Genomic DNA, 13,377 nt, shown 5'->3' with positions numbered 1-13,377 from the left:
GGCTGCTGGCCGTGTTGTTTACGACTGATTGATGGAATTTTTCATGTCCAGGTTTTCTGCTGACACCCGTTTGGGATGCACTCCCGTCTTCGCCGTTCTGTGCGGCGCGTTGCTGGTTCCACAGGCCCACGCCGATCAGGCTGACACTGAACTGAGCCCGACGGTGATCACCGCGATCGCCCCCAGCTCGCCGCTGACGATCGTCACCAACCCGAAAGACCCGCGCCAACCGGTGCCCGCCAGCGATGGCGGCGACTACCTCAAGACCATCCCCGGCTTTGCCCTGGTGCGCAACGGCGGCACCAATGGCGACCCGGTACTGCGCGGCATGTTCGGCTCGCGCCTGAATATCCTCACCAACGGCAGCATGATGCTCGGTGCCTGCCCCGGCCGGATGGACGCGCCCACCTCCTACATCTCGCCGGAAACCTACGACAAGCTGACCGTGATCAAGGGCCCACAAACCGTACTCTGGGGCCCGGGCGCTTCCGCCGGCACGATTCTGTTCGAGCGCGAGCCCGAGCAGTTCGGCACGTTGGGTACACGGGTCAACGCCAGCATCCTGGCAGGCTCTAACGGGCGCTTCGATAAAGTCGTCGACGCGGCAGCCGGCGGGCCATTGGGTTATGTGCGAGTGATCGGCAACCAGGCCCACGCCGATGACTACAAGGACGGCAACAACGACACCGTCGCCTCGCGCTACGACAAGTTGAATGGCGACGTGGCCGTGGGCTGGACCCCGGACGCCGACACTCTGCTGGAACTCACCGCCGGCCGTGGCGACGGCGAGGCGCGTTACGCCGGGCGCGGCATGGACGGCTCGCAGTTTCTGCGGGAAAGCCTCGGGCTGCGCTTCGAGAAGTCGAACATCGGCGAGGTGCTGGACAAGGTCGAGGCGCAGGTCTACTACAACTACGCCGACCACGTGATGGACAACTACACCCTGCGCGTCCCGTCGGGCACCGGGATGATGGCCGGCCCCATGGCGGCCAACGTCGACCGCCGCACCCTCGGCGCACGCATCAAGGCCACCTGGCGCTGGGCCGATGTGCAGTTGATCGGCGGCATCGATGCGCAAACCAACGAGCACCGCGAACGCAGCGCCATGGGCGTCGACACCTACAAGGACCTGCCCCGCAGCAAGGACGCCAACTTCCACAACTACGGCGTGTTCGGCGAGCTGACCTGGTACGCCGCCGACCGCGACCGCCTGATCACCGGCGCCCGTGTGGACCGTGCTTCGGCCAAGGATTTCCGGCAAACCATCGACTCAGGGATGATGAGCAGCCCCAACCCTACCGCCGATAAGACCCGCGCCGACACGCTGCCGTCGGGCTTCGTGCGCTATGAGCACGACCTGGCCGACAGCCCGACCACCGTGTACGCGGGCCTCGGCCACTCAGAGCGTTTCCCGGACTACTGGGAGCTGTTTTCGCCGAACACCGGCGCGGTGGGGTCTGTGAATGCCTTCGACGGCGTGAAGCCCGAAAAAACCACCCAGCTGGATTTCGGCCTGCAATACAAATCCGCCGACCTCGACGCCTGGGCCTCGGGCTACGTCGGCCAGGTGCGGGACTTCATCCTGTTCGACTACCAACCGGGAATGATGGGCACCACCTCACAGGCGCGCAACGTCGACGCACGAATCATGGGCGGTGAACTGGGCGCGGCGTACAAGCTGACAGCCAACTGGAAGGCCGATGCCACCTTCGCCTACGCCTGGGGCAAGAACAGCAGCGACGGCAAGCCACTGCCACAGATTCCGCCGCTGGATGCGCGTTTCGGGCTCACCTACAGCCAGGACGACTGGAGCGCCGGCGCCTTGTGGCGAGTGGTCGCGGCGCAAAACCGCATCGACCAGAACAAGGGCAACGTAGTCGGCAAGGACTTCGACAAGAGCTCGGGGTTTGGCGTGTTCTCGCTGAACGCGGCGTATCGCATCAACAAAAACTTCAAGGTCAGCACCGGCGTCGACAACCTGTTCGGCAAGGCGTACGCCGAGCACCTGAACCTGGCCGGCAACGCCGGGTTCGGCTACCCGGCCAATGACCCCCAAGCCATCAAGGAACCGGGGCGCACGCTCTGGACCAAGGTGGACATGAGCTTCTAAGAGCATCGCAGGCAAGCCCGCTCCCACAGTTGAACTGCATTCCCCTGTGGGAGCGGGCTTGCCCGCGATGGCGTCCTCGATAACACAAAAAATCCAAGCCTTTGCGGAGCACACCCTGATGAACCCACCGAAGATTTCCTTCTACAACCTGGCCTGGCGCTGGCATTTCTACGCCGGGCTGTTTGTCGCGCCGTTCATGGTGCTGCTGGCCCTGACCGGCATCATCTATCTGTTCAAGCCCCAGCTCGACCCGCTGATGTACGGCCACCTGCTGACCGTGCAAAGCGCCGAGCACGCATTGAGTGCCGACGAGCAACTGCAACGCGCCCAGGCCGCCTACCCACAAGGCAAGATCAGCAAGTACCTGCCGCCGGCCGACGCCACCAGCAGCGCGCAATTCGTCATGCAAAACGACGGGCACGAAGTGAGCGTATTCGTCGACCCCTATCGCGGCACCGTCCTCGGCGAACAGGACGCCAAGAAAAATCTGCAGGCCATCGCCCGTGCACTGCATGGCGAGCTGATGATCGGCACCGTCGGCGATCGCCTGGTGGAACTCGCCGCCGGCTGGGGCGTGATGCTGGTGATTTCTGGCCTGTATTTGTGGTGGCCGCGGGGCAAGTCGGCGGCGGGCATTCTGTGGCCACGAATGGGCAGTCGCGGTCGCTTGTTCTGGCGCGATTTGCATGCGGTCGCAGGATTCTGGGGTGCGGCCTTTCTGCTGGTGATGCTGCTCAGCGGCATGACCTGGACCGGCTTCTGGGGCAAGCAATACGCCGAGCTGTGGAATAAATTTCCGGCGGCGATGTGGAACAACGTCCCGCAGTCCGACCAGCAGGCCCGCATCCTCAATACGGCAAGCCAGCAGACCGTGCCGTGGGCCATGGAAAACACGCCGATGCCAATGTCCGGCGACCACGCCGAGCACATGAAGCATGGCGGCATGACCAAAGGCCCGGCAGCGCCCACCATCAGCCTGCAATACGTCACGGATCTGGCGCGCTCGCGCAACGTCGAGCCCGGCTACAGCATCACCTTCCCCACCACCGCCGAAGGCGTGTTCACCATCGCGGTGTTCGCCAATGACCCGCGCAACGACGCCACCCTGCATGTGGACCAATACACCGGCAAGGTCCTGGCCGATGTGCGTTGGGAGCACTACAACACCGTGGCGCGGGTCACCGAATCCGGCGTGATGCTGCATGAGGGCAAGATGTTCGGCGTGGTCAATCAGATCATCGTGCTGCTGATTTGCCTGATGATTTTGCTCAGTGCCGTCAGCGGCCTGGTGATCTGGTGGAAGCGCCGGCCCCAGGGCGGCCTGGGGGTTCCGCCGTTGCGCCATGACTTGCCGAAGTGGAAAACCGCGATGGCGATCATGCTCGGGCTGGCGATTGTCTTTCCGCTGGTGGGCGCCTCGCTGATCGTGGTCTGGGCACTGGACCGCCTGGTGCTTTCACGCCTTTTTGCACAACGTGAATCTGCCTCAGGTTCGGCATGAAACAGGCGAGATGCCCTGTATAGAGGCGTTAGGTAGTCTTGCGCGGGCTTTCACCCACGCCATGGCAAGTGTTATAGTATAACACTTGCTGTATATTCCCGGCTTGCCGCGCCCTGCGGCAAGTACCGCCTCGAAGAAGCGATTTATCGTCCGATGAACAAGTACCTTGCGTCCGGCCTGTGCCTGCTCGCCCTGCATAACAGCGCCCAGGCTCTGACTCTCCCAGCCAGCCCCGTCACCGCGCCTGCGGTGGACGATGAACGCGTCGACCTGAACACCCCGACCACGGCTGGTTCGCGCCTGAACCTCACAGCCCTGCAAACTCCGGGCAGCGTTGAGAGCCAGACCGGCGAACAGATCCGCGCACGGGGCGACGCCACGGTGCAGGACGCCATTTCCCGGGCCACCGGCATCAGCCGCACCGGCACACCTGGCGACGGCGGCACCTCATTGTCGGCGCGCGGTTTCACCGGCCAGAGTTCGGTACTGCAACTCTACGACGGCGCCCGCATGTTCGATGGCGCGGGCACGTCCACTTTCCCGGTCGACACCTGGTCCGTGGAGCGCGTGGATGTACTGCGCGGTCCGGCCTCGGTGATGTATGGCCAGGGCGCCACCGGCGCAGTGATCAACACCATCCCGAAGAAACCTTTCGAGGGCGAGATCGAAAACCATATCCGCCTGGGCTACGGTTCTTATGATCGCCAGCAGCAAGCCCTGGACAGCGGCGGCTCGCTGACCGATACCCTGAGCTATCGCCTGAACATCAACCGCCTGCGCAGCAACGGTTTTATCGACCGCGGCGAGTCCGCAAGCGACTTCGTCAGCGGTGCCCTGCGCTGGCAGGCAGCCGACAACCTGAGCTTCACCCTGGCCACCGACTACGGCGACCAGACCCCGCAAAACGATTACGGCACGCCACTGATCAACAGCCAGTTGCACAAGGGCCTGCGGGACAAGAACTACAACGTCAGCAACGATATCCAGCATTACAACGACCAGTGGACGCGCCTGACCAGCGAGTGGCAGATCAACGACAACGTCACCGCCACCAACGAGCTGTCGTACCTGAAAAACCAGCGCCGCTGGCAGAACGCCGAGAGCTACAACTTTGTCGACGGCGGCCTGGTGCGCCAGAGCTACCTGGGCATCAAGCACAACCAGGAACAGGTCGGCGACCGCCAGACCTTTACCTTCAAGCACACGTTGTTCGGCCTCGACAGCCAGACCGTGACAGGCGTCGAGTACAACCGCATTCGCTTCCGCCTGGCCAGCAACTCGCCGTTCAATGACCTGACCGACGGCCAACCGGTGGACATTCTGCATCCGGTGCCGCAGCCGTTTGAAAGCGCCAGCCCGTTCATTCCACAGTCCGTCAGCACCACCAAACAGCTTGCCGCGTTCGCCGAAAACCGCCTGCAACTGACCGACAAACTGTCGCTGATCACCGGCGTGCGCCGCGACTATCTGCACATCGATCGTGAAGACCTGACACAGAACAACAGCGACTCCAACAAGACCTTCACCGGCAACAACTGGAAAGCCGGCCTGGTCTACGCGATCACCCCGGACACCTCGGTCTACGGCCAGTACGCCACCAGCACCGATGGCGTAGGCAGCCTGATCACGCTGAGCCCGAGCCAGCAGCAGTTCGGCCTGTCGACCGCCAAGCAGACTGAAATCGGCATCAAGCAGGCCTTCTGGGATTCTCGTGGTGAATGGACCCTGGCGGCCTACCACATCGTCAAAAAGAAACTGTTGACCGACGTGCCAGGCACCGACCTCAAGGAGCAGGTCGGCCAGCAGTCTTCCAACGGCCTGGAAGCCAGCCTCGACCTGCAACTGCCCAACGCCTGGCAACTGCAAGCCAACGCGGCCATCGTGCGGGCGCAGTACGACGATTTCTCCGAAGTGGTCAACGGCCAGGCTGTGTCCCGCGACGGCAACCGCCCCACCGACGTCCCGCGCCGCACCGCCAACCTGTGGCTGAGCAAGGCGATCACTGACGACGTGCGTGCCGGTGCCGGTGTGCGCTACGTTGACGCGCGTTATGCCGACACCGCCAACACCAGCGAAGTGCCAAGCTACACCGTGGTCGACGCCAGCGTGTCATGGAAAGCCATGCGCAACACGACATTGGGCCTGCAATTGAATAACCTGTTCGACCGCACCTACGCCGTCAGCCAATACAATAACGGCCAGCAATGGATCCTTGGCGAGCCGCGCTCGTTCTTCGTGACAGCGGACTACACCTTCTAAAGCAACGAGAATCCAGTGTGGGAGCTGGCTTGCCAGCTCCCACAGGGGCCCGTATCGAACCTGAGAGTAAAGATGACCTCACTCAACCTCACCGACCTCGCCTGGACCCCGCCAGGCCACGAGCACTGTCATCACCAGTTCCAACTGCGTGACGCCAGCCTGCACGTGAGCGCCGGTGAGTTTGTCGGCCTGATAGGCCCCAACGGCAGCGGCAAGACCAGCCTGCTGCGCTGTGCCTATCGGTTCAGCAAACCGGCCGAGGGCGAGGTGCTGCTGGAACACCAGAACGTGTGGAAGCAATCCTCGAAGTGGTGCGCGCAGCGTATCGCCGTGGTGCTCCAGGAGTTTCCCGATGCATTCGGCCTGCGGGTGGATGAAGTGGTCGCCATGGGCCGCACACCTCACAAGGGCCTGTTCGACAGCGACACGATTGAAGACCAGGACCTGATCCGCCAGGCCCTCGAAAACGTCGGCTTGCTGGGCTTTGAAGACCATGCCTTCGCCACCCTGTCGGGCGGTGAGAAGCAACGGGTGATCCTCGCCCGCGCCCTGGCCCAGCAACCGCAATTGCTGATCCTCGACGAGCCGACCAACCACCTCGACCCACGCTATCAGCTGCAGTTGCTGCAATTGGTGAAACGCCTGAACATCGGCACCCTGGCGAGCATCCACGACCTGAACCTGGCCGCCGCGTTCTGTGATCGCCTGTACGTGATCAACCACGGGCGCATCGTCGCCAGCGGCACACCTCATGAAGTGCTGACCGCCGAACTGCTGCGCGAAGTGTTCGGCGTTGAAGCATTGATCGACACCCACCCCTTGTCCGGCTACCCCCGAATCACCTGGATAACCCAACCATGATCCTGCGCTCCCTGCTGTCTCTCGCTTTGTTGCTCGGCACTTCCCAGGCGTTCGCCGAAGCGACCCGTTACCCGCTGAAAATCCAGAGCTGCAACCGCGAAGTGACCTTCGCCGAGGCACCCAAGCACGCGGTCAGCCATGACATCAACATGACCCAGATGATGCTCGCCCTGGGGCTCAAGTCGCACATGGCCGGCTACAGCGGGGTCACCGGCTGGAAGTCGGTGACCCCGCAAATGGCGCAGATCCTCGACGGCCTGCCGGAGCTTGCGAGCAAATACCCGTCGGTGGAAACCCTGCTGAATGCCAACGTCGACTTCTTCTTCGCCGGCTGGGACTACGGCATGCGCGTCGGTGGCGACCTCACCCCGCAAACCCTGCAGCCCTTGGGCATCAACGTCTATGAGCTGACCGAGTCCTGCGCCTTCGTGATGAAGCGCCCGGCCGCCACTCTGGAAGACACCTATAACGACCTGCGCAACCTGGGCAAGATCTTCGATGTGCAGGACCGCGCCAATGCCCTGATCGCACAGATGCAGGGGCAAGTGGCCGAAGTACAGAAAACCCTGCCTGCCGAAAAACCTCGCGTGTTCCTCTACGACAGCGGTGAAGACCGCGCCATGACCTCCGGCCGCCTGGGCATGCCCCAAGCGCTGATCGACGCCGCTGGCGGGCGCAATATCCTCGACGATGTGGACGCCAGCTGGACCCGCGTCAATTGGGAAACCGTGGTGGAGCGCAACCCGCAGGTCATCGTGATCGTCGACTACAGCGAAATCACCGCCGACCAAAAAGAGCAGTTCCTGCTGAACAACCCGGCCCTGCAATCGGTGGACGCCATCAAGAACCAGCGCTTTATCGTGATCCCCTACGTGCAGGCCACGCCGGGCATCGACAACGTGCTGGCGGTTGAAACCCTGGCCAAGGGGTTCCACGGCGAATGATCACCCGTCGCTATGCCCTGCTGCTGAGTGCCCTTGGCGCGTTGTTGCTGATCTCGTGCGTGGTCTCGCTGGGGTTCGGCTCGGCGCGGGTGCCGGTGGACGTGGTGTGGCGGATTTTGCTGCATAAAGCCTTCGGTATGGGCGAGGTGGACTGGAGCGCGGGGCAGGAACATATCGTGTGGCTGATCCGAGTGCCGCGCATGTTGCTCGGTGCCCTGGTGGGCGCCGGGCTGGCGTTGATCGGGGCGGTGTTGCAGGCCGTCACCCGCAACCCGCTGGCCGACCCGCACCTGCTCGGCGTGACCTCCGGCGCCACCCTCGGGGCGGTGATCGTGGTGCTGCATGTGGGTGAAGTGATCGGCTTGCTGACCCTGCCCATCGCGGCGTTCATCGGTGCGTTGCTGAGCATGATCGTGGTGCTGGCAGTGGCCAGTCGCAACGGTCGGCTGGAGAGTGACCGACTGCTGCTGTGTGGCGTGGCGGTGTCGTTCGTGATGATGGCGGTGGCTAACTTGCTGCTGTTCATGGGCGACCACCGCGCGGCATCGGCAGTGATGTTCTGGATGCTCGGCGGCCTCGGTCTGGCGCGTTGGGAGTTGCTGGCAATTCCCTTCGCTACGGTGTTGCTGGGGCTGGTGTTGCTGCTGGGCATGGCGCGTCCGTTGAACGCGCTGATGGCCGGTGAGCAGACCGCCGTGACCCTGGGCCTGAACGCGCGCAATGTGCGCTTGAAGGTGTTCCTGATCGCCTCGCTGATGACGGGCGTGCTGGTGTCCATCAGCGGCTCCATCGGCTTTGTCGGGCTGATGGTGCCGCACATTGCCCGGCGTCTTGTGGGCGCTGAACACCGGCGGTTATTGCCGGTGTGCGTGCTGCTGGGCAGTGTGTTTCTGGTATGGGTCGATGTGGCTGCCCGCACAATGATCGCGCCTGAAGACCTGCCCATCGGCGTGGCCACGGCGGCCATCGGCGGGCTGTTTTTTATCGGGCTGATGCGCAAGCGCTGACGCCTTGCCTTCAGGCCGCTGCGCTGGACAATTGCCCAGACGCACCGTCAGAGCTCATCGTGCTCAAGCACGTCCTGATCCTCCGGTTGGTGCTGCACGTCCTCGACTTGCCACTCTTCACCGAGGGCACCCTGGTGTGTCCAGAACGCGTCAGTGTCCAGCACTGAGAGTTGGCCGACTCTTCTCAGTTGACTCACTAACTTGCTGGGGGTGGGCGGCAAGCTGGGTTGCAGCAGTGCGGTTTCCTGGGTGGAGAAACTGGGCACGTACTTGAGCAACGCGCCGCCCCGGCAGCTCAGGTAGCAACTTTGGGCCTGCGGCAAATTGCGCTGCAGCACCTCCACATAGCGCCGCAGGTCATGCGTGGAGACAAAGCTCTGCAGCAGGTCCTGGTCAATGGGCTCACGGCTCACCGTCGAGGCAATCGTTTTGTAGAACGCGTGTATCGCCACGATGCTGTACGTGGATAGCAAATGCGTGGGAAGCACATAGAAACCCTGCTTATCGGACCAGAACAACAAATCCAGGCTGTTCGGGCTGCCAATGCCCCAGTCAGCGTCTTCCACCGGGTCCAACGCCACATAGCCGGCTGTCTCGGGCGGCGCCATTACTGCGCCTATGTACTCTTTTGCGGCGAATGCCCCCACCCGGCTCAGCGCCGACCGGGCCGCGTCATCGATATGACCGAACAGCGGGCCACAAAACGAATGAAAGTGCGGATCGCTGATGGCGCTGTCGGGCGGTAACTGGGGATGCCATCGCTCCGTCACGCGTTGCTTCTTGCCCCAGATGCGGCTTGTCACACGGATATACAGCTCCCCCTTGGTCGCCAGGTCGAGGATGTAGTCACGCCCACTCAGGGAACCCTCCAGCAAGCGGGTTCGTGCGCTACGCGCCTTATTCATCAAGCCAAATACCGCTTTCTGCGCCGTCAACTGATAGCTGAGCAACGCGCCGTCGGCACACATCAGGTACAAAGGAGAGATACGTCCATTGCCGGATGTCTTGAGGAAGTTCAGGGCATTGGCAATGTCCTGCGGGCTGAAGAAGCTATACACCATCTCATCGCCAGGTTCGGTGAATGGCTCATCGTGAGCGCACAAGTAAAACCCTTCCAGCCTGAAACCTTGGGGTAAGAGGCCATCGATGAACACCTGCGCAAGATGGGCGTAGTTTTCCCGCACCAGTGGCATGGTGGCCATGTACAGCGGTTTTTTCTGTGACTTGAACACATAGCCAAACTTCACCTGTGTATCGGCGCGGTACTGCAAGTGAACGTGCCGCACCGCGTCAAATGCCTGGGTAAATATCGGGCTATAGCGTGGGTCCGCGCTCGTGGCTCGGATCGACAATGGACCAGGTCGCAGGACGGAGGGAACGAACGTACCCTTGAGCGTCCTGGCCGGCCCCCACATCGGGCTGTCCTCAACCACACGCAGGGTGCCGGCCTTGGCAACTTGAGTGACAAAGTCCGACGGCAGCAGGCGCCCTTCGCGAATGTCCTGCTCAATCTGGTTGTCGGCAAGGTCGCCTCTCACCAGGTTACGCGCGGCCAGAGCGCGTTTTAGGGCCAACTCCGCGGCAGACTGGGACGCTCCGTAGCTGAGTATCGAACCGTTGGGCCCAAACACATATTCGCTGCCGATATGCGCCTCATGAAACAGCAGGTTCGCCAGTACCGCACTGGGGATCATGGAGGTGTAGAGGGTTTTCTGGGAAGCCGACAGCAGGATGGGCACCTCCCGTTCCACCAGCGAGGAGTAACGTGCTACGACGGTACTGCCGGGCGGGTACAGGCCCATCGAAATGCTTGGGTTCGGGTAAATCCAGTCGGTGGTGAACCCCCGGGGCGGCACCACCAGCGGCTCGGTGGCCGCGAACAGCCCATTGACCAGCCTGAGGACCACGCCCCCATAGGTACGCCGCAGCCTCGGCCCCACCTGCGCCGCGACATGACGTATCGCGTCATCGGGGTTGGCGAAGGAAGGACTCAATCGCCGTCGCACCAGGTTCTCGTAGCCCGACCAGGTTTCACCCACCACGCCCAACTTGTCCCAGCAATGGCTGGTGCGCACCACGCGAAGCTGGCCACGTTTAGCCCACTCGCGGACAAAATCCAACGACGTCTTCTGACCCGAAGCCAGCAATGCAGTAGCCTGCGTAAATTCGGCTTCCACCAGCCCGCCCTGTCCGATAACGATTGGCGCGGGCAAGTAACAGAGCAGCGCACCGTCCAGGGTCGATAAATACACCGGCAGGTTTGTGCCCTTGTTGTATTGGCGCCCCCTGCGGTCGGAATCGTACACCGCGACATACAGCACCATCGGCATCACAAAGTAAGTCGTCAACCACGCACTGCTCGTACTCAGCCCCGTGGGTTGCCAGTGCTGCGAGCGAAACAACGCATGCAATACAAACCCCTCAGGAAACCGGAAGCCCGAGGCGCCATCGACGGCAAACAGGCTATTGAGTTTGAATAACGTATTGGCCCCCTCCACACACACCACCTCGGTGGCGATGTATTGCTCCCGGTCCTTGTGCTTGAGGACAAACGCAAAACAGTCCTGGGTTGTCCGGTTACTCCCATGCACGCGGGCATGCAGGTTACGTGCGGCGGCATCGGCAGTGCCGAACAGGGCGCCGTAGGTGACGTACTCGGGCGGGCCGAGAGGCTGAGAGTAGGTGGCATGGGGCATCCAGTCACTGCCAATCTTCGCCCGTGGGCCCCATAACGCATTGCCTTCTATCACGCGCAGATCGCCGCTTGCCGCCAATCGTACGACCCACTGGGCAGGCGTCAGCGAGGGATCGGCGAACGGCCCTGTCCAGGATGGGCCGCCCGGCGTATAGGCCAGCAGGCAGTCTTGCCCCGCCGACAAATAGGCAGGGCGCTGTGAAGCGATGATCGAGGCGGTTTCCTCGGGGGAAAACACCTGCAAATTGATCATCGCCGCTTCGCGCGTCCAGCCACGCGCCTCGACCCACGCAGGGTCGACCATCGACAAGGCCGGGTGGGAACCGTAACGCCCATGCACCTCATAGCCCACCTGCGGAATCAGCGGCCCGCGATCGCCCAAGGGGAAGAACAGCGTACCGTCAAAGGGGTTGCTCGCACTTTCCCGGGGGATCGTTGCGACAAAACGCCCATCTTCACTCTTGAGAATATAGCCACCGTAGTAACGGCCACGCCGCGAGCCGATTTGTAGATGGGCATACACCGCCGCATCATGGGCGGTGCGGAAATGACCGTTCCAGGTCGCGTTGGGGAACGCGGCAAGCAATGGCGAACGCGTGTCCACCGGGCCCACATCGCGCCACAGCGCACCACGCCACACCACCGATAACTCAGTGACGGCAAGCACCCGGCGCACGTAATCACGCGGTGTCAACGTACCAGCCACCAGCTCAGCCTCGGCCCCATTATCATCGAGTACACCGTCGGGACTCTGCCGGGCCAGGTCACCGGCAGCACTGACAGCGGGCACCTTGAGTTTGAGCAGCGCGCCGTCCGGGACCAGCGCATACAGCTGCAACCCACGGCTCGTTTCCTGGTTTATCCGGGTAGCTCTTTCCTGAGAGATAGCTGCGAGCAGCTCGGCCGGTTTAATAAAAGTGGAATACAACCAGGGCTCCCGCGCGCTGGTCTCGGTGGGCGAAGGCGACGAACGGAAGTAGATGGCTTCAAGGGCATAGTTGGCAGGCAACGCCCATTCGTAATCGCCTTTGTGCGGGAATGTGCCCTTTGGAGAGAACAACGGCGTGCTTTCGGCCCTGGGGAAAGTTGCCACGTAGTGTTCGCCGTTGCGGTGTTTGAGCAAAAAACCGAATGTGCGGCCCTCCGGGGTGATAACGGACTCAGCTTGCGCGGCCTTGATTGCGTCCTCCGCCCGCTCACAAATCGATGTGTACAGCGGTTGGCTCGTAACGGCTGTTGATGTGAAGGGTTCGAACACCACCCAATCGGCCGGCACGACGCCCATCGAACCACCCCACAAATCGGTGGGTACGATCAGGCTGAGTTCTCCCAGCGTGGAGATTTTTTTCACCAACTCGCTGAACGGACCATAGACCCCGACCTTATTCCCCGCCGGCTTTCCCGCCCGCAGCCACAACGCAAAACTGCGCTCTTGCGGCGAGCCACTCGGCGCGTAACGAATCAGCGAGCCGTCCGGCCCCGAGAGATAGGCCGCCTGGAAAAACAGTCGATCATCGACATCGTGAGAAAAGTCCGACCCCGAAAAAAATCCGAGGAAAGCCTTCACCATTCGGGCATCAAAACTCGGGTTTCGTTGCCCGATTCGCTCATGTTGCGCCGGGTGTGAATGGTAGCTCGCGACGCACGTGTAGCCCTTGGGCTGCTGGTAATACCCATCGTCGCCAAGCGCGAGTACTTTGAGCAAATTGAACTGCATGTCGTCGCCAGGCAGTGGTTCGGTGGCGCGGTACAGCCCTGTCGGCCCGCGCACAATTACGCCGCCGTATTCTCGTTCGCGGCGTCCGCCAATTTTATTGTGTGCCCAATAAGCCGCATCCGCCTCATGCACAAATGCGTCGCTCAGTGCCGGCAGTCGGGCAGCGCCCCTGTTTGAGCCGGCGGCGCGTTGTTCCCGCGATAATCTGATGGCCATGCGAACTCCCTTTAAAAACGCTGGATCGGTGTTGTCGTGGGCCATTTTCGCCACCGGTAACCCGACT

The 13,377-nt window shown here is 62.2% G+C and carries 7 protein-coding genes; 6 read left to right on the top strand and 1 reads right to left on the bottom strand.

Annotated features, from left to right (window positions below):
• The first annotated feature begins 43 nt into the window (after nucleotides 1-43).
• The 6 genes from V3W39_RS07780 (at nucleotide 44) to V3W39_RS07755 (ending at nucleotide 8,682) form a co-directional block, all read left to right on the top strand.
• On the top strand, nucleotides 44-2,110 hold the full coding sequence (locus tag V3W39_RS07780; protein ID WP_330212450.1) for a TonB-dependent copper receptor: 2,067 nt from the start codon (nucleotides 44-46) through the stop codon (nucleotides 2,108-2,110).
• 118 nt (nucleotides 2,111-2,228) lie between these two features.
• Nucleotides 2,229-3,611 (top strand): PepSY-associated TM helix domain-containing protein, encoded by a 1,383-nt coding sequence (locus V3W39_RS07775; protein WP_330212449.1) that lies wholly within the window; start codon nucleotides 2,229-2,231, stop codon nucleotides 3,609-3,611.
• A 153-nt stretch (nucleotides 3,612-3,764) separates the two neighbouring features.
• Nucleotides 3,765-5,870: a TonB-dependent receptor gene (locus V3W39_RS07770; RefSeq protein WP_330212448.1), complete on the top strand. Its 2,106-nt coding sequence runs from the start codon at nucleotides 3,765-3,767 to the stop codon at nucleotides 5,868-5,870.
• A 72-nt stretch (nucleotides 5,871-5,942) separates the two neighbouring features.
• Nucleotides 5,943-6,731, top strand: a complete 789-nt coding sequence (locus V3W39_RS07765) for an ABC transporter ATP-binding protein (RefSeq protein WP_330212447.1) — start codon at nucleotides 5,943-5,945, stop codon at nucleotides 6,729-6,731.
• Nucleotides 6,728-7,675, top strand: a complete 948-nt coding sequence (locus V3W39_RS07760; protein WP_177041375.1) for an ABC transporter substrate-binding protein — start codon at nucleotides 6,728-6,730, stop codon at nucleotides 7,673-7,675. The genes V3W39_RS07765 and V3W39_RS07760 overlap by 4 nt, the downstream gene beginning before the upstream one ends.
• Nucleotides 7,672-8,682, top strand: coding sequence for a FecCD family ABC transporter permease (locus V3W39_RS07755; RefSeq protein WP_177041373.1), 1,011 nt, complete (start codon nucleotides 7,672-7,674; stop codon nucleotides 8,680-8,682). The genes V3W39_RS07760 and V3W39_RS07755 overlap by 4 nt, the downstream gene beginning before the upstream one ends.
• Before the next feature lie 47 nt (nucleotides 8,683-8,729).
• Here the strand turns inward: V3W39_RS07755 and V3W39_RS07750 are convergent, their stop codons facing one another.
• Nucleotides 8,730-13,355, bottom strand: coding sequence for a DUF4329 domain-containing protein (locus V3W39_RS07750; protein WP_330212446.1), 4,626 nt, complete (start codon nucleotides 13,353-13,355; stop codon nucleotides 8,730-8,732).
• Nucleotides 13,356-13,377: the final 22 nt, after the last annotated feature.

Origin of the sequence: Pseudomonas sp. Z18(2022) (assembly GCF_036346535.1) — a bacterium.
Lineage (GTDB): Bacteria > Pseudomonadota > Gammaproteobacteria > Pseudomonadales > Pseudomonadaceae > Aquipseudomonas > Aquipseudomonas yamanorum_A.
Note: the sequence above shows the minus strand (reverse complement) of the source record. Positions and strands in the feature narration are given on the sequence as shown.